Source organism: Amycolatopsis sp. MEPSY49, from assembly GCF_051337345.1.
In the GTDB taxonomy this organism is placed as follows: Bacteria; Actinomycetota; Actinomycetes; order Mycobacteriales; family Pseudonocardiaceae; genus Amycolatopsis.
In genome coordinates, this window is record NZ_JBDLYJ010000006.1 from 434,717 (window position 1) to 456,358 (window position 21,642).

The following is a 21,642-nucleotide window of genomic DNA, read 5'->3' on the forward strand; positions in this document are numbered from 1 at the left end:
CACCGGCGTAGCAACCCACAGATTTCCTGCAAAGGACGGATTTACCAGAATGGCGAACTACACCGCCGCTGACGTGAAGCGCCTGCGCGAGATGACCGGCGCCGGCATGATGGACTGCAAGAAGGCGCTGGAGGAGAACGACGGCGACTTCGAGAAGGCCGTCGAGTTCCTCCGCATCAAGGGCGCCAAGGACGTCGGCAAGCGCGCCGAGCGCGCCACCGCCGAGGGCCTGGTCACCGGCGACGGCGGCGTCCTCATCGAGCTCGACTCCGAGACCGACTTCGTCGCGAAGAACGCCGACTTCCAGGCGCTCGCCGCGAAGATCGTCGAGGTCGCGAAGACCCTCAAGACCAGCGACGTCGAGGCGCTCAAGGGTGCCGAGCTCGACGGCAAGACCGTCAACGAGGTCGTCCAGGAGCTGTCGGCCCGCATCGGCGAGAAGCTCGAGCTGCGCCGCGTCGTGGCCTTCGAGGGCCAGACCGCGACCTACCTGCACCGCCGCGGCTCCGACCTGCCGCCGGCCGTCGGCGTGCTCGTCGAGTTCACCGGTGACGACGCCGAGGCCGCCCGCGGTGCCGCCATGCAGGTCGCCGCGCTGCGCGCGAAGTACCTGACCCGCGACGAGGTGCCGGCCGAGATCATCGAGAACGAGCGCCGCATCGCCGACCAGACCGCTCGCGAGGAAGGCAAGCCGGAGCAGGCGCTGCCGAAGATCGTCGAGGGCAAGGTCAACGCCTACTACAAGGACAACGTCCTGCTCGAGCAGCCGTCGGTCAAGGACAACAAGAAGACCGTCAAGGCCCTGCTCGACGAGGCCGGCGTGACGCTGACCAAGTTCGCGCGGTTCGAGGTCGGCCAGGCCTGAGCTCAGGCCAGGGCGTAGGTTTCACACCCACAGTGCCCCGTCTCCGTCCATCGGGGACGGGGCACTGTCGGGTCCAGAGGAATTCACAGCGGTCGAGGGGTCTAGGAGGCGACATAGATGGGTGACCGGGTCGAAGGTGGCTACCGGCGGGTGCTGCTGAAGCTGGGCGGCGAAATGTTCGGCGGTGGTTCGATCGGCGTCGATCCGGATGTCGTCCACTCGGTCGCGCAGCAGATCGCCGACGTCGCCCGCACCGGCGTCCAGGTCGCGGTCGTGATCGGCGGCGGCAACTACTTCCGCGGCGCGGAGCTCTCGCAGCGCGGCATGGACCGCGACCGCGCCGACTACATGGCGATGCTGGGCACCGTGATGAACTGCCTGGCGCTGCAGGACTTCCTGGAGAAGGAAGGCCTGCCCACCCGCGTGCAGACCGCCATCACGATGGGCCAGGTCGCCGAGCCCTACATCCCGCGCCGAGCCGAGCGGCACCTGGAGAAGGGCCGCGTCGTGATCTTCGGCGCCGGGGTCGGCATGCCGTACTTCTCCACCGACACCGCGGCGGCGCAGCGGGCGCTCGAGCTCGGCTGCGAGGCCGTGCTGATGGCCAAGGCCGTCGACGGCGTCTACACCGCGGACCCCAAGGCCGACCCCACCGCCGAGATGTTCCGCGAGATCACCCACCGCGAGGTGCTGGAGCGGGACCTCAAGGTCGCCGACGCGACGGCGTTCAGCCTCTGCATGGACAACAACATGCCGATCATCGTGTTCAACCTGCTCACCGAGGGGAACATCGCCCGCGCGGTGAGTGGTGAAAGAATCGGCACGTTGGTCAGCACCCCCGCCGACGGGGTGCCGGCCTAGACCTGCTGGGATCAGCAAGCGCCACCCATCACAACTACGGGAGTGACCGTGATCGACGAGACCCTCCTCGATGCCGAGGAGAAGATGGAAAAAGCGGTGTCCGTCGCCAAGGACGAGCTGCAGTCGGTACGCACCGGCCGGGCTTCGTCGGCGATGTTCTCGCGGATCGTCGTCGAGTACTACGGCTCGCCGACCCCGCTGAACCAGCTCGCGAGCGTGAACGTGCCGGAAGCCCGGATGGCGCTCATCAAGCCGTACGACCAGTCGCAGCTCGGCGCCATCGAGAAGGCGATCCGGGAGTCGGACCTCGGCGTCAACCCGAGCAACGACGGCCAGGTCATCCGCATCGTCATCCCGCAGCTCACCGAGGAGCGGCGCAAGGAGATGGTGAAGGTCGCCAAGGGCAAGGGCGAGGACGCCCGCGTCTCGATCCGCAGCGTCCGCCGCAAGGCGAAGGACGAGCTGGACCGCATCGCCAAGGACGGCGAGGCCGGTGAGGACGACGTCGCGCGCGCGGAGAAGGAACTGCAGAACCTGACCGACACCTACGTGCACAAGGTCGACGAGCTGGTCAAGCACAAGGAAGCCGAGCTGCTCGAGGTCTGATGGCACAGGTGAGCGAGGAACGCGAGGACCGGGTGGACGCGACCGGAGAACAACCGGCCGGCGCTCCCGGGACGCCGGGGCCGGGCGACGCCGGCACTCCGGCCACGCCGGAGTTCCCGGGAACCGCCGGGGCTTCGGCGCGCGCCGAGACCGGCGAGGCGGCCGGTTCGGCGACCTCGCGAACCGGCGAGGCAGACCCGGTGGGGGCTTCGCGGACCGGCGAGGCGGCTGCTTCGGCGACCTCGCGGCCGGGCCAAGCGGCCACGCCGGCGGGCTCGGAAACCGGCGAAGCGAGCCGGTTGTCGGCTGCCGGGGCCGCCGAGGCGACCTCGGTGCCGGCCGCGCCGGCGACCGGAGCGCCGGAGGGCAAGAAGGCCTCCAAAGCCGGCCGGAACCTGCCCGCGGCCATCGGGGTCGGGCTGCTGCTCGGCGCCGCCATCATCGTTTCGCTGCTCACCGTGCGCTTCCTCTTCATCGGGATCATCGCGATCGCGATCGCGGTCGGCACCTTCGAGTTCGCCGGGGTGCTGCGCCGGGTCGCCGACATCAAGGTCGCGATGATCCCGGTGCTCGTCGGCGGGCAGGCGATGATCTGGCTCGCCTGGCCGTTCGGCCGCGAAGGCGCGCTCACCGCCTTCGTCCTCACTGTGCTCGCCTGCCTGCTGTGGCGTCTGCCCGGCGGTGCGAAGGGCTACCTGCGCGACATCAGCGCGTCGACGTTCGCCGCCGCCTACCTGCCGCTCTTCGGGGCCTTCGCGGCCATGCTCGTGCCGCCGTCGGACGGCGTCGGGCGGGTGCTCACCTTCCTGATCGGCGTCGTCGCGTCGGACACCGGGGGCTACATCGCCGGTGTGCTCGGCGGGAAGCACCCGATGGCCCCCACCATCAGCCCGAAGAAGACCTGGGAAGGCTTCGGCGGTTCGCTCGTCGGCGGGGTCGTGGCCGGGGCGCTCACCCTGAGCCTGCTGCTGGACGGCCACGTCTGGCAGGGCGTCATCTTCGGCGTCGCGATCGTGCTCACCGCGACGCTCGGCGACCTCGTCGAGTCGCTGATCAAGCGCGACCTGGGCGTCAAGGACATGGGCACGCTGCTGCCCGGGCACGGCGGGATCATGGACCGCCTGGACTCGTTGCTGCCCTCGGCCGTCGTGTCCTGGCTGCTGCTTTCGGCGTTCGTCCCGCTCGGCTGACCTGTGGTGGAAGCCTGAGCCTCCCACCACGGAGGCAACGGTTCGTGGACGGCCGAAGCTTCCGCGGGTTTGACTCGGGGTATGACCACCGAGACCCGCGCTCCGGCGAAACTGGCCCTGGCCGCCGTCTGCCTGGGCTTCCTGATGATCACGCTCGACGCGACGATCGTGAACCTCGCGCTGCCCGCCATCGGTGCCGAGTTCGGCGAACCGTCGACCGCCGCGCTGCAGTGGGTCGTCGACGCCTACACCGTCACGCTCGCCGCGTTCCTGCTCACCTGGGGCGCCGCCGGTGACCGGTGGGGTTCGCGACGCGTTTTCGAAGCGGGCGTCGCCGTCTTCGTCGTCGCGTCCGTCGCCTGCGCTCTCGCCGGGGACGCGGCCTGGCTGGTCGCCGCCCGCGCGGTCCAGGGGGCGGGGGCCGCCGCGTTGCTGCCGTCGTCGCTCGCCTTGATCGTCCACCAGTTCCCGGACGCGCGAGAACGGGCCCGCGCCCTCGGCGTGTGGGGCGGCATGAGCGGCGTCGGGCTGGCCGCCGGGCCGGTGCTCGGCGGGCTCGCGGTCGGCCTCGCCGGCTGGCGGCTCGTCTTCGCGGTCAACGTCCCGGTCGGGATCGTCGCCATCGTCCTGACGCGCCGCGCGGTCACGGAACCACCGCGCCGGGAGACGCACCTCGACTTCGCCGGGCAGCTCTTCGGCACGGCGTCGCTGGCCGCCTTCGTCGCCGGGTTCATCGAAGCCGGGCACGCCGGCTGGCTCGCCCCGGCGACCCTCGCGTTGCTCGCCGGGGGAGCGGTGGCCGGCGCGGTGTTCGTGGCGGTCGAGAAGCGCGTCGCCGAGCCCGTGTTGCCGCTCGAGACGCTCAAGATCCGGAACTTCGCGGTGGCGACCGGGATCGGCGGCCTGTTCAACTTCTGCCTCTACGGCACGCTCTTCTGCCTCGCGTTGTTCCTGCAACGCGCTTGGTCGCTCGGCGCGTTGGCCGCCGGGCTCGCGCTGGTGCCGCTCACCATGGCGGTCGGGCTCAACGCGTTCTTCAGCGGACGGCTGACCGGGCGGTTCGGCCCGCGCGTCCCGATGGTCGCGGGCGCGGTGGCCGGGCTCGCCGGCGCGATCGGCTTCGCGCTGTTGCCCGCGGAGCGCGCACTCGCGCTGTTCGTCGCCGTCTCGGTCGTCTTCGGCTGCTGCTCGCTGGCCATGCCCGCGATGACGTCGCTGGCGATGAACTCCTTGCCGGGCAAGGCCGGGCTGGCCGCCGGCGTGCTCAACGCGTCCCGCCAGACCGGCGGCGCGATCGGGGTCGCGCTCGTCGGCGCGCTGCAGCCCGCCGCGGGGATGTGGCTGGTGGCAGGCGGGTACGCGCTGGTGGCGGGGTTGGCCTTCGCCGAGCGTCAGTCGTCGTAGGGGTCGTCGACCTCGGCGCGGCCCCACTCCTCGGAGACGCGCGAGTGGTCGATCACCGCGAAGACGGCGCCTTCCGGGTCGGCGAGGATCGACATCCGGCCGAACGGCGTGTCGTAGGGCTGGATCACGACGGTGCCGCCGTGCATGAGCGACTCGCCCGCGACCGCGTCGACCCCGCGCGCCGGGTCGATGTCGAAGTAGACGAGCCAGTGCGGCGGGGTGTCGAGGCTGTACTCCGAGCCCATGACGTACCGGTACAGCACGGGCTCGTGTTCGATGAGCCATTCGACGTAGTCGAGGGACTCGCCGTCGCCGATCTGGTGGCTCCCGTAGGTGAAGAGCTTGGTGTAGAAGTGATCCGCCGCGACGCCGTCGTGCGTGTTGAGGTCCGCGCCGCTGAACGTGTTGGGGATCCCGGTGACGAACTCCCAGTCCGGCGGCACCTCCCAGAACACCACCGGCGCGCCGCACGCGTCGAAGGCGTGCAGGATGGTGCCGCGCTGGGGGATCGGCATCGGCCCGAGCGTCAGCCGCCCGCCGAGGTGCTCCACCCACTCGGCCGCGCTCGCGGTGTGCGGCACGGACAGGTGCGGCATCCAGCCCAGCGGCGCGCCCGGCGCGGCACGGTAGAGCCCGCCCACCGGGACCGTGTTGAGCGTCGCCATGGCGTACCGGCCGTCGGACGTCGCCGGATCCCGTTGAGTGGTGTACTCCCAGCCGAAGAGGGCGCCGTAGAATCTTTCCGCCACGGCCGGCTCGCGGCAGGCCAGCTCGATCCAGCACGGGATCCCGGCCGGAACCGGGGACGGGGGACTGGACGGGCCGATCGTCATGTGGTGCTCCTCCCGAGACCCACCGAATTCTAGGCGTGAACCGTGTGGTTTCCGCCAAGATTCGGCCGCCGGTAAATCACTACCGGCGCAGGAGAGCCCGAAAGGAGCAGCGGTGCGGTGGTCGTCCCGGCGCGCGGAGGTCGTGCCGAGTCCGAACATCTGGTACTACCCGGCCGACTACGAGCTGGAGAACCGGGCGCAGGACAGCGCCGGCGAAATCTGGCGCGTGCTGCGCGAAGAGGTCGATTGGGCCGGCCGGGACGTGCTGGACGTCGGCTGCGGCGACGGGTTCCACCTGCCGCGCTTCGCCCGCGACGCCCGCTCGGTGCTCGGGGTCGAGCCGCACGAGCCGTTGGTGCGAAGCGCGCTGAAGCGCGTGGAGGGACTGTCGAACGTGGACGTCCGGATGGGCCGGGCCCAGCGGCTGCCGGTCCGCAGCGCGAGCGTCGACGTCGTCCACGCGCGCACGGCGTACTTCTTCGGACCCGGTTGCGAGCCGGGGCTCGCGGAGGCCGAGCGGGTGCTGCGGCCGGGCGGGGCGATCGCGATCGTCGACCTCGACGTGACCAGCGAGCCCTACGGCGGCTGGATGCGCGCCGACCTGCCGCACTACGACCCGGTGGCGGTGGAGCGGTTCTTCGCCCGCGCCGGGTTCGGCCTACGCCGGGTCGCCACCGAGTGGCGTTTCGCGACCGCCGCCGACCTCGAAGCGGTGCTGAAGATCGAGTTCAGCAAGCGCGTCGCCGAACAGGCGATCGCGGAGTCCTTGCAGCGTAACGGGAATCGCGCGCAGGACCTGACGCTGCCGGTGGGCTACCGCGTGCACACGCGGGTCAAGCCCACCGGCCTCGTCCTGCCAGGTCACTCGGCTGCTTCTTCGGAAGCCGAGGACTCGTCCTCGTCCTCGCCGAGGATGCCGTAGAGCGAGCGCCGGGCGTCGTTGAGCACCTCGGCCGCGCGGGCCTGCTGGCTCTCGGTGCCCGCGCGCATGATCTGCACGACGGCGGCGGCCAGGTTCTTGCCCGCCTTGGCCAGCCCGACCTCGCTCGGGTCGACGTCCTGCGCGATCTGCTCCCACGGCGGGGTGCTGTCCTGCTCCTCCGCGGCGGTGCGGCCGGCGTCGGTCAGCTCGAAGAGCTTCTTGCCGTGCTCGTCCTTGCTGATGACCAGGCCTTCGTCGGCCAGCAGCTGCAGCGTCGGGTAGACCGAGCCGGGGCTCGGGCGCCAGAAGCCGCCGGAGCGCTCGCCGATTTCGCGGATGATCTCGTAGCCGTGCCGGGGCTGCTCGGCGAGCAGCGCCAGGATCGCGGCGCGGACGTCACCGCGGCGGCTGCGCCGTCCGCCGTGACCCCGCCGGCCCGGTCCGTGGCCCCGGCCGCGTCCGCCGCGCGGACCGAAACCCGGCCCGAAGCCCGGGCCGAAGTCGCCGAAGCCACCGAAGGGTGCGCGCCCACGTTCCTGGGCGAAGGGGTGTTCTTGAGTGAAGGGGTGTCGTTGCCTACGCATGTCGGTTGTTCCTTTCTCGAACTGTTGCGACACGTTCACGATATATCGGAAACAGTCGGATGGCAACCTCGTCCCGGTGATGCCGCTCACGGAACTTGAGCCTTCAAGTTCCGAGCCATAGGGTAGGCAAGCCTAAGACCTGTTAGCAGAGGTAACGACCAGTGCGGACCCGATCGCTCCCGCTCACGGCCGGGCTGGTGGTCCTCACCGCGGCCGTGGCCGCCGCCGTGCTGCTCAGCATCGCCGTCGGCACCCGTGGCCTGAGCCCGGTCACCGTGCTGGACGCGCTCTTCCACTTCGACCCGGGCAACCCCGACCACCTCGTGGTCCGTGAACTCCGGCTCCCGCGCACCCTCGCCGGGGTCCTGTCCGGCGTCGCACTGGGCCTCTCCGGCGCCGTCATCCAAGGCGCGACGCGCAACCCCCTGGCCGATCCCGGGTTGCTCGGCGTCAACGCGGGCGCGGCGCTCTTCGTCGTCCTCGGCATCGGCACGTTCGGCATCACCAGCGTCGGCGGGTATGTCTGGTTCGGCTTCCTGGGCGCCGCGGCCGCCGGTGGCGTCGTCTACGGCGTCAGTTCGCTGGGGCGCGCGGGAGCGACGCCGGTGAAGCTCGCCCTCGCCGGTGCCGCGGTGACGGCGGCGCTGGCCTCGGTGACCAGCGCACTGCTGCTCACCGACCAGACGACGTTCGACCAGTACCGCTTCTGGCAGGTCGGCTCGCTGACCGGCCGCGACGCGACGACGATCACCCAGGCCGTGCCGTTCGTGGCCGCCGGCGTGGTCCTCGCGCTGATCTCCGCCCGGCTGCTCAACGCGCTCGCGCTGGGCGAGGACGTCGCCCGCTCACTCGGCCAGAACGTCCCGGTGGCGCGGCTGGTGTGCGCGCTGGCCGTCGTCGTCCTGTGCGGGTCGGCGACGGCGATCGCCGGGCCGATCGCGTTCGTCGGGCTGACCGTGCCGCACGCCGCCCGCCTGCTCACCGGCCCGGACCACCGCTGGCTGCTGCCGTACTCCGCGCTCCTGGCCCCGCTGCTCCTGCTCGTTTCGGACGTCGTCGGCCGCGTGGTCGCGCGCCCGGCCGAAGTCCAGGTCGGCATCGTCACGGCGCTCGTCGGCGCGCCCGTGTTCGTCTTCCTGGTGCGCCGCCGGAAGGTCGTGGCGGTGTGAACGCCGTCGAGGTGGTCGCCGCCGCGCGTCGCCGAGGCGCGGTCCGGGCCCGCTCGGTGACGCTGGCGCTGCTGCTGGCGATCGTCGCCGTCTTCGCGGTTTCCCTGGCGGTGGGCGACTTCCCGGTGCCGCTCGGCGATCTGCCCGGCCTGGTTTTCGGACAGGGCACCGGTCGTGCGGCTTACGTCGTCACCGAACTGCGGCTGCCGCGCGCGGTCACCGGCGTCCTCGTCGGGGTCGCCTTCGGGACGTCCGGCGCGCTTTTCCAGCGCCTGCTGCGCAATCCGCTCGCCAGCCCGGACGTCATCGGCGTGACGCAGGGCGCGAGCGCGGCGGCGGTCGTCGCGATCGTGCTGTTCGGGGCCGGCGGCGCGGTCGTCTCGGCCGCGGCACTGGCCGGTGCGCTGCTCACCGGCGCCACGATCTACCTCCTCGCGCGCCGCGGCGGGGTGCCCGGCTACCGGCTGGTGCTCGTCGGCGTCGGTGTCGGGGCGGTGCTGACCAGCGTCGTTTCGTACCTGATGACCTGGGCCGACGTCACGCTCGCCCAGCAGGCCCTGGTCTGGCTGACCGGCAACCTCAACGGCCGCGGCTGGGACCACGCCGGACCGCCGGCCGCCGCGCTGGTCGTCCTGCTGCCCGCCGCGCTGCTGCTGGGCCGGGCGCTCACCGGGCTGCAGCTCGGCGACGACACCGCCGCCGGGCTCGGGCTGAACGTCGAACGCACCCGCGTGGCCCTGCTCCTGGTCGCCGTCGCGCTCGCCGCGTTCGCGACGGCGGCCGCCGGGCCGGTCGCGTTCGTCGCGTTCGTGGCCAACCCGATCGCCACCCGGCTCGTCGGCGGCGCCCGCGCGGGACTGGTGCCCGCCGCGCTCACCGGCGCGCTCGTGGTCCTGCTGGGCGACTTCGCGGCCCAGCACCTGCTCGGCGCCCAGCTGCCGGTCGGCGTCGTGACCGGCGCGGTGGGCGCGCCCTACCTGCTGTGGCTGCTCGCGAGCGCCAACCGCGCGGGGCGGATGTGAGGGGAACGCCGTGACACTGCACACCGAGGACCTCGAGCTCGGCTACGGCCCGCTGCGCGTGGTCAAGGACCTGTCGGTGCGGATTCCGCCCGGCAAGGTCACCATGATCGTCGGGACCAACGCCTGCGGGAAGTCGACGCTGCTGCGCGGCCTCGCGCGGCTGCTGACTCCCACCAAGGGTGCGGTCTACCTCGACGGCAAGGGCATCACGACGTTGCGCAGCAAGGACGTCGCCACCGTGCTGGGCCTGCTGCCGCAGTCGCCGACCGCGCCCGAGGGCATCACCGTCGCCGACCTCGTCGGCCGTGGGCGCTATCCCCACCAGGGCATGTTCCGCCGCTGGAGCGCCGAAGACGACGACGCCGTCGCGAAGGCGATGGTCGCCACCGACACCGTCGAGCTGGCCGAGCGGCCGGTCGACGAACTGTCCGGTGGGCAGCGCCAGCGCGTCTGGATCGCGATGGCCCTGGCGCAGCGGACGCCGCTGCTGCTGCTCGACGAGCCCACGACGTTCCTGGACATCGCCCACCAGGTCGAAGTCCTGGACCTGCTGGCCGAGCTGAACGCCGAGGACGGCCGGACGATCGTCATCGTCCTGCACGACCTCAACCTGGCCGCCCGCTACGGCGACCACCTCATCGCGATGAAGGACGGCCGGATCGCCGCCGAAGGCGCCCCCGCCGACATCCTCACCGCCGAGCTCGTCGCCGACGTCTTCGGCATGCCCTGCCAGGTCATCCCGGACCCGGTCTCCGCCACGCCCCTGGTCGTCCCGATCGGCAGGCGGCGGGCCGCTCCCCGAGAAGAAGGAACCTCCCATGCGTCCTAAGTGGACAAAGCCGGCCGCCGCGCTCGCGGTCGTCACCCTGCTCGCCGCGTGCGGGCAGCCGGCGAAACCCAGCAGCTCCGGCGTCGGCGACCAGGACGTCGCCACCGGCGGCCGGCTGTTCTCGACCGCGGACAGCGAGACGGCCAAGCTCGGCGCGGACGCCGGCCCCGGCGTCTTCCCGCGCACCGTCACGCACGCGCTGGGCAAGACGAAGCTCGACAAGAAGCCGACGCGGGTCGTGGTGCTGGACAGCGGCGAGCTCGACGACGTCCTCGCGCTCGGCGTCACCCCCGTCGGGATGGCGACGACGGCCGGGCAGAGCGGCGTGCCGTCCTACCTCGCCGACCGCGTCAAGGGCATCCTGACGGTCGGGGACATCAACAACCTCAACCTCGAGCAGATCGCCGCGCTGACGCCGGACCTGATCGTCGGCAGCAAGCTGCGCAGCAACGACCTCTACCCGCAGCTGTCGAAGATCGCGCCGACGGTGTTCAGCATCCGGCCCGGGTTCCCGTGGAAGGAGAACCTGCTGCTGGTCGGGGCTTCGCTCGGCGACGAGGCCAAGGCCGTCGGGCTGCTGAACGACTACCAGAAGCGCGCGAACGAGGTGAAGGCTTCGGTGAAGGGCGCGCCGAAGATCTCGCTGCTGCGGTTCCTGTCGGGCAACATCCGGCTCTACGGCAACCTGTCCTTCATCGGCGTGATCCTCAAGGACGTCGGCCTCGAGCGGCCCGCGAACCAGAACATCGACGAGCTGGCCGCGCAGATCTCCAAGGAGCGCATCGACGAGGCCGACGCCGACTGGATCTTCTACTCCAGCTACGGCGCCGGCCCGAGCGCGGACGAGAAGGCCGTCACGAGCAGCGGGCTGTGGGCCGGGCTGGGCGCGGTCAAGGCCAAGCACGCCATCCCGGTCGCTGACGAAGTGTGGTTCCTCGGGCTCGGCCCGATCGGGGCGATGAAGGTCCTTGACGACCTGCAGAAGTACTTGGGCTGAGAAGATCGGCGCGTGCCGGAAATCATCGACGAGATCGACGCGCGCCTGCTGGAAGCCCTGGGGGAGGACCCCAGGGCCACGGCGGTCGCGCTGGCCGAGCGGCTGGGCCTGTCCCGCAACACCGTGCAGGCCCGGCTCGTGCGGCTCGAGCAGCGCGGCGTCCTCCGGTCGTTCGAACGTCGCATCGACCCCGCGCGGCTGGGCTACCCGTTGCGGGCCTTCGTCAACGCGATGGTCGACCAGCGGCGCCTGGCCGAGATCGCCGACGCGCTGGCCACGATCCCCGAGGTCACCGAGGTGTGCGGGCTGACCGGGGCGAGCGACCTGATGGTGCAGGTGGTGGCCGTCGACGCCGACGACCTCTACCGCATCGCCGGGCGCATCCTCGCCTCGCCCGGCGTGGAGCGGACGAACATCTCGCTCGTCATGCGCGAGCTCGTCCCGTACCGCCTGACGCCCCTGCTGGAGCGCGTGCATTCTGCGCACCCGGAGACCTGAGCCGTCCGCGTCCGGTGTGCATTCTGCGCACTCGCGATGGCATCGGTTGTGCGATGCGTCCACCAGTGCTGTCCTGGTGTGCGCTTCCTGCACGAAAGGTGTGTCGACGATGACCCAAGCCCCCGTGACCGCCCCGGCGCTCACCGCGATCGAGCAGCGGGTCCTCTGGCTCGCCACCGCGATCGTGCACCAGGCCAACCGGGTCCGGCCCAACCCGTCGGGGCTGAAGGTCGGCGGGCACCAGGCGTCGTGCGCGTCGCTGGTCTCGATCATGACGTCGCTGTGGTTCCGGCACCTGCGGCCCGAGGACCGCGTCTCGGTGAAGCCGCACGCGTCGCCGGTGCTCCACGCGATCAACTACCTGCTCGGCGAGCTGGACGAGGCCTACCTGCCGACACTGCGCGAGTTCGGCGGCCTGCAGAGCTACCCGAGCCGCGCCAAGGACCCGGACGCGATCGACTACTCGACCGGCTCGGTCGGCATCGGCGCGACCGCCCCGATCTGGGGCGCGCTGGCGCGCCGCTACCTGACGACCCGGGGCTCTTCGGCCGGCACCGGCCGCCAGTACTCGCTGGTCGGCGACGCCGAGCTGGACGAGGGCGCGATCTGGGAGGCCATCCTCGACCCGGCCGTCGCCGAACTGGGCGAGATCGTCTGGATCGTCGACCTCAACCGCCAGTCGCTAGACCGCGTCGTCCCGAACATCGCGGCCGGGCGGCTGCAGGGCATGTTCGACGCGGCCGGCTGGCAGGTGCTGACGCTGAAGTACGGGCGGCTGCTGGAGGAGCTGTTCACCCGGCCCGGCGGCGCCGAGCTGCGCGCCCGCATCGACGGGATGCCCAACCCCGAGTACCAGCGGCTGCTGCGCTGCGACGCGGCCCAGGTGCGCGACCGGCTGCCCGCGGGGAACGCCGCGCTGGCCTCGCTCGTGGAAACGCTGGACGACGAGACGCTGCTGGCCGCCGTCCGCAACCTGGGCGGTCACGACCTCGGCTCGCTCGACGAGGCCTTCGCGTCCATTTCGGACGACCGGCCGACGGTGATCTTCTGCTACACCGTCAAAGGCCGCGGGCTGCCCACGCAGGGACACCCGCAGAACCACTCTTCGCTGCTGACCGTTGCGCAGATGGAAGAACTGGCTGCTTCGCTGGGTACGGACCTCGCTTCGCCGTGGGAAGGCTTCGCCTCGGACTCGCCTGAAGCCGCGTTGTGCGCCGAAGTTGCTTCGCGCCTTCGCCGTCCGGACGTCCCTTCGGCGCCTTCGCTGGACCTGCCCGTCGACATCGGACGTACGCCTTCTGGGACCGCTACGACGCAGGCGGCGCTGGGGCGCGTGTTGCTCGACCTGACGCGCGAAGCGCCCGAAGCGGCGAAGCGCGTGGTGACGGTCAGCCCCGACGTCAGCTCGACGACCAACCTCGGCGGCTGGGTCAACAAGGTCGGCGTCTGGTCGGCCACCGAGCGCCGCGACTGGTTCGAGGACGACCCCGAGACGATCATGCACTGGCGGGAGAAGCCGACCGGCCAGCACGTCGAGCTGGGCATCGCCGAGACGAACCTGGTCGGCCTGCTGGGCGAGCTGGGGGCGACGTGGAGCCGCTGGGGCGAGCCGCTGCTGCCCATCGGCGTCATGTACGACCCGTTCGTCGAGCGCGCGCTGGAGCCGTGGTCGTTCGGCATCTACGCGGGCGGGCAGTCGATCCTGATCGGCACGCCGTCCGGCGTCACGCTCGCCCCGGAAGGCGGCGCGCACCAGTCGATCACCACGCCGTCGATCGGCATCGAGCAGCCCGGCTGCGTCAGCTACGAACCGGCGTTCGCGATCGACACCGAGTGGACGCTGCTGGCGGCGCTCGGCCGGCTCGGCAAGCCGGGCGGCACGTCGTCGTACTTCCGGCTCTCGACCCGCCCGGTCGACCAGACGCTGGCCGCCGTGCCCACCGACCCGGCGGCGCGCGAACGCCGTCGCCGTCAGGTGGTGGCGGGGGCGTACCTGCTGCGGCGGGCTTCGGCGCCTTCGGTCACGCTGGCGGCGATGGGCGCGCTGGTGCCGGACACGCTGGCGGCGGCCGAGCGGCTGGCCCAGGTCGGCGTCGAGGCGGACGTCGTGTGCGTGACCAGCCCGGGCCTGCTGTTCGAGGCCGTCCAGGCGCGGTCGGGCCGGGGCACCGGCGAGTCGTGGATCCTGGACCAGGTGTTCCCGGCTTCGCGGGCTCGGCCGCTGGTGACGGTCCTCGACGGGCACCCGCACACGCTGGCGTTCCTGGCGGGGGTCAACCGGGTGCCGTCGGTCGCGCTGGGCGTCACGAAGTTCGGGCAGTCGGGCTCGCTGGAGGACGTCTACCGCTACCACGGCATCGACACGGACGCGATCATCCGGGCCGCGCTCGACGCCGTCAGCTGAAGGTCGCGCCGGCGAGCAGGGCGTCCATCTTCTCGTTCCAGCCTTCGAACGCCCCGTACTGGACGACGAGGATCTTGCTCGTCGGCAGCCACCACATCCGGACCTGGTTGTTCTGCGTCTCGTCCTTGCAGGTGACTTCCCAGCGGCCGTACTCGGCCGTCTTCGGGCCGATCGGCTTGAAGCCGGACTCGACGAGATTGCTGCCGGTCGCCTCCGCGGCCTGCCCGGGCGGCGACGCGGCCGTGATGCACGTCGGCACGTCGGTGCCGGTGTACCAGCCGAAGGGCCGCTTCGCGCTCGGGAGGTTGATGGGCGCGTTGGGGTCCGCGGTCGCTTCGTGCAGGTCGAGGAGCCGTGCTTCGCAGATGACGGTGCCTTCGGCGACGCAGCCGTCGAGCAGGCCGTCTTCGCTCGCCTGGGTGTACTTCGCGCCCGGAGGCAGCGTGACGTGCATCGTCCCGACGACGACCTGCGGCCCGGCGGCCTTCGTCACCGTGGGGACGGGCTGCGCCTGCCCGCCGGTCGACGTGCTGCAGGCGGCGGCGCTCAGGACCACCGCGATGGCCAGGACGATGTGCCGGAAGGACACGGGCTCACCTCTTTCGTCCGCTGTTGGACTCCCGGACGGCCTTCCCGGTTTCGCCGGTGACCTGGCGTACATTCGGCCAGGGCGGTTCGGGCGGTGCTGGTGGGCGCGTGGGACACTGGTCAGGTTATGACTGCCCTCCCGCTCGTCTTCGACGCCCCCAAGCGCGGCCTGCCGCCGCGCCACCTCGCCGACCTGTCCGTGGCCGAGCGCGCCGCCGCGGTGGCGGAACTGGGGGAGAAGCCGTTCCGCGCGAAGCAGCTGTCGAACCACTACTTCTCGCGGTTGACGGTCGACCCGGCGGAGATGACGGACATCCCGGCGGCGTCGCGCTCGACGTTGGTCGAGTCGTTGATGCCGACGCTGCTGACCGAGGTCCGCGCGCTGGCGGCCGACGACGGCGCGACCCGCAAGACGCTGTGGCGCGCCCACGACGGCACGCTCCTGGAGAGCGTCCTGATGCGCTACCCGGACCGCGCGACGCTGTGCATCTCGAGCCAGGCCGGCTGCGGCATGGCGTGCCCGTTCTGTGCGACCGGGCAGGGTGGTCTGGACCGCAACCTGTCGACGGCGGAGATCGTGGACCAGGTCCGTTCGGCGGCGGCGGTCATGCGCGACGGCGCGATGCCGGGTGGCCCCGGCCGGCTGTCGAACATCGTCTTCATGGGGATGGGTGAACCTTTAGCGAACTTTGTCCGAGTTGTGAAGGCTGTTCGCCGGATCACAGACCCTGCGCCGGGCGGCCTCGGGATCGGCCAGCGGTCGGTGACCGTGTCGACCGTGGGTTTGGCGCCGGCGATCCGGAAGCTGGCGGACGAGAAGATGCAGGTCCGTCTCGCGGTGTCCCTGCATACGCCGGACGACGAGCTCCGGGACACGCTGGTGCCGGTGAACAACCGCTGGTCGATCGACGAGGTTCTCTCGGCCGCGCGGTACTACGCCGACACCTCCGGACGCCGGGTCTCGATCGAGTACGCCCTGATCCGGGACATCAACGACCAGCCGTGGCGGGCGGAGCTGCTCGCGAAGCGGCTGCGCCAGCACCTGGGCCAGCTGGTCCACGTCAACGTCATCCCGCTGAACCCGACGCCGGGCAGCAAGTGGGACGCCTCGCCGAAACCGGTCGAGCGAGAGTTCGTCCGCCTGGTCAACGCCGGCGGCGTCGCGTGCACGGTCCGGGACACCCGCGGCCAGGACATCGCCGCGGCCTGCGGCCAGCTGGCCGCTGAAGGCTAAGTCTGTTCGTTTCGATCTTGGAGAGTTTGTCGTGATGTATGCCCCCAGCCTGCTGGATCCGGCCGCGGAGGAGCTGCGGCTCGCGGACGTGGTCGGCCGCGGTGCGACCGAGGTGGCTCGTGAGGCGCGGACGCTGCTCGGTGAGCGGTTCAGCTCGGTGACGTTCATGTACGTGCTGATGCGGGCGTTCGAGGTGGAGTACACCGCGGCGCGGGATGCTTCGCGGTGGCACGAGTTCCATGGTGGGCCGCGGGCGCTGTCGGACGCTGATCTGGAGAAACTGCTCGCTCCGTGGCTTGACCGCTGATCGAGCTTCCGAGGTGGGCCCCGCGACCTCGTCGGCTCGAACCCATAACAGCTGGACACCGCCGGGCACCTGAGCGTGTCTAGCTGCCACTTGTTCGACCCGGCTTCGAGGGCAGGCCTGACCCGGCGGCTGGCGGCAATGCTGCGTCCGGTAATGGCGGCAGTCCGTATCGTGGCGACAATCCAGGTTCAGCGCGCTGCATGGTTGTCGCGAGATGCGGCTGGATGGTGGCGCTACGCCGTAGGCGGCGGCGAGCGCGCTGAGACCTGGTCTCGAAACTCGGCGTGTCGCCAGGTGGACCAACGGCCCGCCCGTGGCTCCGCACCGCCCGCCGGTGGGGCCCGGCCCGACGGACCGGAGGTCTGTCAGGGAGACTGGGGGCCAGTGCCCGCCCTCTCGACCTGGAGCCGTTGATGCCGCAAGGGACCGTCCGTTGGTTCGACGCCGAACGGGGTTTCGGCTTCCTCGCGCCCGAGGACGGCTCGCCGGACGTGTTCGTGCACGCCTCCGAGATCGTCGGGGACGGCGGCGCGAAAGTGCTCCGCGAGGGTCAGGCCGTCGTGTTCGAGGTCGGCGAGAACGACCGCGGGCCCCAGGCGCTGCGCGTTCGCGTCACCGCCGATGCGGCCACCGGCAGCGCCGTGGGCCTGCTCGGCACCATCAACTGGTACGAGCCGGGCAAGGGGTACGGCTTCGCGTCGCCGGACGGCGGCGGCGCCGACATCTTCGTGCACAGCTCCGCCATCGTGACCGGCGGCGTGGTCACCGAGGGGCAGCGGGTGGCCTTCCTGATCGTCGAAGGCGAGCGCGGCCCGCAGGCCGGGCACGTGATCCCGCTGGGAGCAGGGGCCGGCTCACCCGCTGCGGCTGGTACTGCGGACGGTGCCGACGGCACGGTGGCCTGGTACGACGAGGACAAGGGCTTCGGCTTCATCAATCCCGACTCCGGTGCCGGGGACGTCTTCGTTCACGCCCGGGCCCTGGCCGAGGGGCTGACGTGGCTCGCGGAGGGCGACCGCGTCGCCTACGAGGTGGCTAGTGGAGACAAGGGCCCGCAGGCCCGCGACGTGCACCTGGTCCGGGGCGCCGAGCCCCAGACGGCGCCGCAGCGGTCGGCACCTGCCGCGGCCGCAGGGCCGGCGGCGCGGGACGTGCCCGTACGAGGCGGCGAGGGCGTCGTCGCGCGCTACGACGCCGACCGCGGCTTCGGCTTCATCACCCCGGACGCAGGCGGCGACGATCTCTTCGCCCACGTGTCCGTGATCATGGGGTCGGAGCCGCTGCAGAAGGGTGACCGGGTCCGGTACACGGTGCGTCAGAGCGACCGGGGCCCGCAGGCCGACCGCATCGAACGCCTCTGACGAGGCGGCCCCACCGATGGCTGATCACTTCCCGACGAGAGCGCTCGTTCATCCCCGTCGATGTTGGCCAGCTCGTCGAGCACGAGCTGGTGCAGCCGGTCCCACACACCGGCGTCCTGCCACTCACGTAACCGCCGCCACGCGGTGTGCCCGGAACCGCATCCGAGCTGCTCTGGCAGGGCTCGCCAGCGGCAGCCCGTGTCGAGCACGAACAAGATCCCTCTAGCGCGGCACGGTCATCGATCCGGGGCCGCCCACCTGGACCGCGCGGCGCTGGTCGGGACGGGATCAGGGGTCGATCAGCTCCCAGAGCCGGTCTTCGACCCGCCGCTGCTGCGTCGTCTTCGCCACGACTGCCCCCGATCGACGACCAGGACCGGCAGGTTACGCAGGCGGCGGCAGGCCGGGCCGGTTCCAGGCTGCCGTCGGAGTGCGGGTGCTGGGCGGGTTCCGGGGTGCCCGCCCCGGCAGCGCGCCCCCGCAGGGGCGCGCTGCTTCGAACAGGGTGAGCAGCAGATCCGGGTCTTGGTCTGGTGCTCGTCCGCGCCACCTCTGGCGCAGGCCGGGCGCCGTGCCCGCCCACGAACGCCGCCGCGGTCACGAGGCCGACCTGGGACGCGGTGAGGCGGAACGAAAGCTTGGGAAACAGGGTGGCGGCGCCGACGACGAGCAGGTCACAGCTGTCGATTCGGGAGCCGGTCCGCGTCCTGTGCCCATATCCGGTGACTTCGGGGACGATCGCCGGCCGAGTCGGGTCGATCGGGCCGGCGCCCTGCCGGGCTCAGCCTCCCTGTGCCCTGGCGATCAGCCGTTCCCGGGTCTGTCCTGACCGGGCGACCTCGACGACGGTGAGAGCCATCGCCAAACCCGCGTCGCGGACGAACCGGTCGCCCTCGGGGCCGCCCGCCGCGAGGGCGAAGGCGGCGGTGTGGTTGCCGTCCTCGGGGGGCAGGTCGAAGGAGAGCATCGGGTGGATGGCGGGCACGCGCAGCGAAACGTTGCCCATGTCGGTCGAACCGAACATCTTGTCCGGGTAGTCGGGAAAGGTCCGGCCGACGAGCTTCGCGTGCTTCTCGAACAGCGGGGCCAGATCAGGATCGTGCCGGAATTCGCGGTAGATGGACGGCAGCGCGGTGTACTCGACGCCGGTGCCGGTGGCCACCGCTCCCGCCTCGAAGCAGCGCCGCACCCGCTCCCACACCTCGTCGACCTCGTCGATCGTGTCGGCCCGGATCATGCAGTCGACGACAGCGTGGTCGGGGATGACGTTGACGGCGGCTCCGGCTTCCTTGACGATGTGGTGCACGCGGATGCCGTCGCGCAATTGCTGGCGCAGCAACCCGATCGCGGTCTGGGCGACGACCGTCGCGTCCCCCGCGTTCAACGCGCTCCAGGGACGCGAGGCGTGGCCGCCGACCCCGGTGTAGGTGACCTGCCAGGAGCGCGAGGCCCGCAGGTGCGGGACGACGACGTCCTTCAGCGTCGGGTGCACCATCATGGCCGCGTGGGTGCCGTCGAAGACCCCTTCGTTGACCATGATTTCCTTGCCGGTCCCCCTTTCCTCCGCCGGAGTACCGAAAACCCGGATCGTCAGCCCGAGTTCGCCGGCGTACGGGGCCAGCGCCAGTGCGGCGCCGACGGCGGACGCGGCGATGACGTTGTGCCCGCAGCCGTGCCCGATCCCGGGGAGCGCGTCCATTTCCGCGCACAGACCGAACACGAAGCCGCCGGACCCGGCCGAGGCGACGAACGCCGTCGGCAGGCCGGCCACCCCCTTCTCCACGGAGAACCCGCCGGATTCCAGGGCCGCGACAAGCGCGGCCGAAGTCGCGTGTTCTTCGAAGGCCAGTTCGGGGTTGGCGTTGATCCGGTGCGAAAGCTCCAGGACCGAGTCCAGGTTTTGCTCGAACGTGCGCTCGACGCGCTGCTCGATTCCGGTCATCGTGACAGCTCCTTTCCGACGTGGTCGGCGATCTGGGCGTGGGTGGCGAACCAGACGCCTTCGTGCGACGCGATGTGTTCGAGCAGTTCGGTGAGGATCGTGACGCGGGAGCGATGCCCGATCACGTGCGGATGCAGGGTGAGCTGGAAGACGCCGCCTTCGGCACGGGCGAGATCGAACTCGTCGCGCCAGATCGACAGCACCCCGCGCGGCGGCGTGTACGGCCGCTGTGCCCCGAAGCGCTCCATCATGAAGTACGGCATGTCGTCACGGATCCACTCGACCGGCAGTTCGACGATGCCGGTGGGCTCGCCGTTCGCGACGATCTCGTAGCAGTCGTCGTCGGCCATCAGCGACGAGTCGTACGTCAGCCCCAGGTCGCGGATGATCTCGAGCGAATGCCCGGAGAAGTCCCACGATGGCGTGCGGATGCCGACCGGCCGTGTCCCGGTCAGGCGTTCGAGCGTGTCCGCGGCGCGGAAAGCGAGTTCGCGCTCGGCTTCCGGCGGCACCTGGGTGTTGCGTTCGTGGATCCAGCCGTGCAGGGCGATCTCATGCCCGGCGTCCACATAGGACTTCGCCTCGCCGTCGTGCAGCAGCGCGGACACCGCGGGCATGAAGAAGGTCGAGGGCGCTCCGAACCGGTCGAGCAGCTTCAGCACCCGGGGCACACCGACCCTGGCGCCGTACTCGCCCTGGGACAGCTTTCCCGGCAGCACTTCGCCGTCGCGCAGGGGGATCGTCTCGTGGTCGGAGTCGAACGACAACGCCACCGCCACCTCGGCGCCGCCCGGCCAGGACTCCGGCCGCAGTGCACGCCCGGCGCGAACGCGCTCCACGTGCCCGCGCCAGACCTGTTCGTCCCATTGCCACGGTTCACTCATACTTCCTCCGTTTCTCCGAAGTTTCGCCGCAGGCGCCCGCCCGCATCGACCACGACGGACGGATCCAGCTCCCGGGACATCGCCGCGATCCGGGCGAGGATCGAGGCCGCCACCTCCGGGCGCGGCAGGATCGGCTGGCTGTCCGGATCGAGTTCGATGGGGTCCAGGCGGAGGGAAGGGCCGCCGGCGCCGCCCAGCCGGATCCGGAACACCGCGCTCTCGAACCAGGGGCCGTCGAGCAAGGCCGCTCGGTAAGGCGGGGCCGGGCGCGCGTCTTTTCGTACGGTCATCGATTCCGCGTTCCACCCGTCGCACCAGTCGAAGAGGAAATTTCCGGTGGAGTACAGGATCAGCCCGTTCTCGTGGAACTCCACCGGATGCAGGCAATGCGGGTGGTGCCCGATGACGAGGTCCGCGCCGGCTTCGACCAGTCGCCGGGCCAGGGGGCGCTGGTATTCCGCCAGCGGGCCCTGCGTCGCGGGCAGGTAGCAGAACGGCACGCCCCAGTGCAGCGCGACCACGACGAAATCGTTGTCCTGCTTGGCTTTATCGATCAGGGCTTCGGCCGCGCGCACGTCCGGTTCGTGCGCGCTCGAATGCACGAAAGGCGGCATCCCCGGGGTTTCGTCGAGGAGCGTGCTGTCGAACTCGAAGCTTTGGCGCACCCGGATCGCCCCGACCCCGGCACGATCGGCCGTGGCGTTGAAGCCCAGCGGGAGCGCCGAGCAGAAGCTGAAGAAGGCCAGTGTCCGCCCGGCGGCGGACACGACGCGAGGCCTGGTCGCTTCGGCGATCGTCGCACCCGCCCCGGCGTGCCGGACACCCGCGGCGTCCAGCGCCCGCATCGTGTCACGCAGCCCCTCGCCGCCGAAGTCCAGCGCGTGGTTCGTCGCCAAGGAGACCAGATCGAAGCCGAGTGCCGCCAGTTCCGCCGCGCCCGCGACCGGCGCCCGCATCGTGACCAGCTTCTCGGCACGCACCCCGGAATCGGTGTACGGGACCTCCAGGTTGCCGATCGTCAGGTCGCCGCCGCGAAGCAGCCCGAACGCCGGATCGCTCGCGGGTCGTCGCGGTCGCCCCGCCGCGACGACGTCTCCCACCACTACGAGGTCCATCGACCCTCCGTTTCACAGTGCGATACG

At 71.2% G+C, this 21,642-nt stretch carries 21 protein-coding genes and 1 pseudogene; 15 read left to right on the top strand and 7 right to left on the bottom strand.

The genetic code is table 11. The annotated features are described in order from the left end of the window. The first annotated feature begins 49 nt into the window (after positions 1 to 49). The 5 genes from tsf to ABFJ78_RS28195 all read left to right on the top strand — a co-directional run bounded on the left by tsf (position 50) and on the right by ABFJ78_RS28195 (position 4,926). A complete protein-coding gene (tsf, locus tag ABFJ78_RS28175; RefSeq protein ID WP_372670637.1) occupies positions 50 to 865 on the top strand; it encodes a translation elongation factor Ts in 816 nt (271 codons plus the stop codon). Between the two features lie 117 nt (positions 866 to 982). Next, positions 983 to 1,726: a UMP kinase gene (gene pyrH / locus ABFJ78_RS28180; protein WP_003065595.1), complete on the top strand. Its 744-nt coding sequence runs from the start codon at positions 983 to 985 to the stop codon at positions 1,724 to 1,726. 48 nt (positions 1,727 to 1,774) lie between these two features. Continuing rightward, positions 1,775 to 2,332 (top strand): ribosome recycling factor, encoded by a 558-nt coding sequence (frr, locus tag ABFJ78_RS28185; protein ID WP_003065592.1) that lies wholly within the window; start codon positions 1,775 to 1,777, stop codon positions 2,330 to 2,332. A 332-nt stretch (positions 2,333 to 2,664) separates the two neighbouring features. Next, complete coding sequence (locus tag ABFJ78_RS28190) at positions 2,665 to 3,522, top strand: phosphatidate cytidylyltransferase (RefSeq protein ID WP_436389709.1); 858 nt, start codon at positions 2,665 to 2,667, stop codon at positions 3,520 to 3,522. A gap of 81 nt (positions 3,523 to 3,603) precedes the next feature. Beyond that, positions 3,604 to 4,926: an MFS transporter gene (locus ABFJ78_RS28195; protein ID WP_436389611.1), complete on the top strand. Its 1,323-nt coding sequence runs from the start codon at positions 3,604 to 3,606 to the stop codon at positions 4,924 to 4,926. Here the strand turns inward: ABFJ78_RS28195 and ABFJ78_RS28200 are convergent. After that, a complete protein-coding gene (locus ABFJ78_RS28200) occupies positions 4,914 to 5,759 on the bottom strand; it encodes a VOC family protein (RefSeq protein ID WP_436389612.1) in 846 nt (281 codons plus the stop codon). The genes ABFJ78_RS28195 and ABFJ78_RS28200 overlap by 13 nt on opposite strands. Before the next feature lie 112 nt (positions 5,760 to 5,871). On the opposite strand from ABFJ78_RS28200, the gene ABFJ78_RS28205 reads away from it, so the two are divergent. Then, positions 5,872 to 6,681, top strand: a complete 810-nt coding sequence (locus ABFJ78_RS28205) for a class I SAM-dependent methyltransferase (RefSeq protein ID WP_436389613.1) — start codon at positions 5,872 to 5,874, stop codon at positions 6,679 to 6,681. On the opposite strand, the gene ABFJ78_RS28210 is transcribed toward ABFJ78_RS28205, so the two are convergent. Continuing rightward, positions 6,621 to 7,265 (bottom strand): PadR family transcriptional regulator, encoded by a 645-nt coding sequence (locus tag ABFJ78_RS28210; RefSeq protein ID WP_436389614.1) that lies wholly within the window; start codon positions 7,263 to 7,265, stop codon positions 6,621 to 6,623. The two genes, ABFJ78_RS28205 and ABFJ78_RS28210, sit on opposite strands and share 61 nt — an antisense overlap. A gap of 161 nt (positions 7,266 to 7,426) precedes the next feature. Here ABFJ78_RS28210 and ABFJ78_RS28215 point away from each other — a divergent pair, with 161 nt between their 5' ends. The 6 genes from ABFJ78_RS28215 to ABFJ78_RS28240 all read left to right on the top strand — a co-directional run bounded on the left by ABFJ78_RS28215 (position 7,427) and on the right by ABFJ78_RS28240 (position 14,184). Then, entirely contained in the window at positions 7,427 to 8,434 is a 1,008-nt protein-coding gene (locus tag ABFJ78_RS28215; protein ID WP_436389615.1) for a FecCD family ABC transporter permease, read from the top strand. Next, complete coding sequence (locus ABFJ78_RS28220; RefSeq protein WP_436389616.1) at positions 8,431 to 9,456, top strand: FecCD family ABC transporter permease; 1,026 nt, start codon at positions 8,431 to 8,433, stop codon at positions 9,454 to 9,456. The genes ABFJ78_RS28215 and ABFJ78_RS28220 overlap by 4 nt, the downstream gene beginning before the upstream one ends. A gap of 10 nt (positions 9,457 to 9,466) precedes the next feature. After that, positions 9,467 to 10,285 carry an ABC transporter ATP-binding protein gene (locus tag ABFJ78_RS28225; RefSeq protein ID WP_436389617.1) on the top strand — a complete coding sequence of 273 codons (819 nt, stop codon included), beginning with the start codon at positions 9,467 to 9,469 and terminating at the stop codon, positions 10,283 to 10,285. Continuing rightward, entirely contained in the window at positions 10,275 to 11,282 is a 1,008-nt protein-coding gene (locus tag ABFJ78_RS28230) for an ABC transporter substrate-binding protein (RefSeq protein WP_436389618.1), read from the top strand. The genes ABFJ78_RS28225 and ABFJ78_RS28230 overlap by 11 nt, the downstream gene beginning before the upstream one ends. 12 nt (positions 11,283 to 11,294) lie before the next feature. Further along, a complete protein-coding gene (locus tag ABFJ78_RS28235; protein WP_436389619.1) occupies positions 11,295 to 11,780 on the top strand; it encodes an Lrp/AsnC family transcriptional regulator in 486 nt (161 codons plus the stop codon). Between the two features lie 109 nt (positions 11,781 to 11,889). Then, positions 11,890 to 14,184 (top strand): transketolase-like TK C-terminal-containing protein, encoded by a 2,295-nt coding sequence (locus ABFJ78_RS28240; RefSeq protein ID WP_436389620.1) that lies wholly within the window; start codon positions 11,890 to 11,892, stop codon positions 14,182 to 14,184. Here the strand turns inward: ABFJ78_RS28240 and ABFJ78_RS28245 are convergent. Further along, positions 14,177 to 14,773, bottom strand: coding sequence for a hypothetical protein (locus ABFJ78_RS28245; protein ID WP_436389621.1), 597 nt, complete (start codon positions 14,771 to 14,773; stop codon positions 14,177 to 14,179). The genes ABFJ78_RS28240 and ABFJ78_RS28245 overlap by 8 nt on opposite strands. A 126-nt stretch (positions 14,774 to 14,899) precedes the next feature. On the opposite strand from ABFJ78_RS28245, the gene rlmN reads away from it, so the two are divergent. From rlmN to ABFJ78_RS28260, 3 genes are all read left to right on the top strand, one after another. Then, positions 14,900 to 16,006: a 23S rRNA (adenine(2503)-C(2))-methyltransferase RlmN gene (gene rlmN, locus ABFJ78_RS28250; RefSeq protein WP_436389622.1), complete on the top strand. Its 1,107-nt coding sequence runs from the start codon at positions 14,900 to 14,902 to the stop codon at positions 16,004 to 16,006. 34 nt (positions 16,007 to 16,040) lie between these two features. Beyond that, complete coding sequence (locus ABFJ78_RS28255) at positions 16,041 to 16,313, top strand: hypothetical protein (RefSeq protein ID WP_410596295.1); 273 nt, start codon at positions 16,041 to 16,043, stop codon at positions 16,311 to 16,313. Positions 16,314 to 16,726: 413 nt separating this feature from the next. Then, a complete protein-coding gene (locus ABFJ78_RS28260) occupies positions 16,727 to 17,674 on the top strand; it encodes a cold-shock protein (RefSeq protein WP_436389623.1) in 948 nt (315 codons plus the stop codon). A 56-nt stretch (positions 17,675 to 17,730) separates the two neighbouring features. Here ABFJ78_RS28260 and ABFJ78_RS28265 read toward each other — a convergent pair. From ABFJ78_RS28265 to ABFJ78_RS28280, 4 genes and pseudogenes are all read right to left on the bottom strand, one after another. Continuing rightward, positions 17,731 to 18,025, bottom strand: a pseudogene (locus ABFJ78_RS28265) (transposase); the annotation flags it as partial. Positions 18,026 to 18,455: 430 nt separating this feature from the next. Then, the gene (locus ABFJ78_RS28270) at positions 18,456 to 19,616 is read right to left on the bottom strand and encodes a M20 family metallopeptidase (protein ID WP_436389624.1); all 1,161 of its coding nucleotides are present in this window, start codon (positions 19,614 to 19,616) and stop codon (positions 18,456 to 18,458) included. After that, positions 19,613 to 20,500: a polysaccharide deacetylase family protein gene (locus ABFJ78_RS28275; RefSeq protein WP_436389625.1), complete on the bottom strand. Its 888-nt coding sequence runs from the start codon at positions 20,498 to 20,500 to the stop codon at positions 19,613 to 19,615. The genes ABFJ78_RS28270 and ABFJ78_RS28275 overlap by 4 nt, the downstream gene beginning before the upstream one ends. Next, positions 20,497 to 21,603 carry a CapA family protein gene (locus tag ABFJ78_RS28280; protein ID WP_436389626.1) on the bottom strand — a complete coding sequence of 369 codons (1,107 nt, stop codon included), beginning with the start codon at positions 21,601 to 21,603 and terminating at the stop codon, positions 20,497 to 20,499. The genes ABFJ78_RS28275 and ABFJ78_RS28280 overlap by 4 nt, the downstream gene beginning before the upstream one ends. Between the last annotated feature and the right edge of the window lie 39 nt (positions 21,604 to 21,642).

Bases quoted from the DNA above. Each gene is read 5' to 3' on its own strand.
- ABFJ78_RS28240 (WP_436389620.1), top strand. From the start codon at position 11,890: ATGACCCAAGCCCCCGTGACCGCCCCGGCGCTCACCGCGATCGAGCAG.
- ABFJ78_RS28210 (WP_436389614.1), bottom strand. From the start codon at position 7,265: ATGCGTAGGCAACGACACCCCTTCACTCAAGAACACCCCTTCGCCCAG.
- ABFJ78_RS28255 (WP_410596295.1), top strand. From the start codon at position 16,041: ATGTATGCCCCCAGCCTGCTGGATCCGGCCGCGGAGGAGCTGCGGCTC.
- ABFJ78_RS28200 (WP_436389612.1), bottom strand. From the start codon at position 5,759: ATGACGATCGGCCCGTCCAGTCCCCCGTCCCCGGTTCCGGCCGGGATC.
- ABFJ78_RS28275 (WP_436389625.1), bottom strand. From the start codon at position 20,500: ATGAGTGAACCGTGGCAATGGGACGAACAGGTCTGGCGCGGGCACGTG.
- tsf (WP_372670637.1), top strand. From the start codon at position 50: ATGGCGAACTACACCGCCGCTGACGTGAAGCGCCTGCGCGAGATGACC.
- ABFJ78_RS28270 (WP_436389624.1), bottom strand. From the start codon at position 19,616: ATGACCGGAATCGAGCAGCGCGTCGAGCGCACGTTCGAGCAAAACCTG.
- pyrH (WP_003065595.1), top strand. From the start codon at position 983: ATGGGTGACCGGGTCGAAGGTGGCTACCGGCGGGTGCTGCTGAAGCTG.
- ABFJ78_RS28230 (WP_436389618.1), top strand. From the start codon at position 10,275: ATGCGTCCTAAGTGGACAAAGCCGGCCGCCGCGCTCGCGGTCGTCACC.
- ABFJ78_RS28195 (WP_436389611.1), top strand. From the start codon at position 3,604: ATGACCACCGAGACCCGCGCTCCGGCGAAACTGGCCCTGGCCGCCGTC.
- ABFJ78_RS28260 (WP_436389623.1), top strand. From the start codon at position 16,727: ATGCCGCAAGGGACCGTCCGTTGGTTCGACGCCGAACGGGGTTTCGGC.
- rlmN (WP_436389622.1), top strand. From the start codon at position 14,900: ATGACTGCCCTCCCGCTCGTCTTCGACGCCCCCAAGCGCGGCCTGCCG.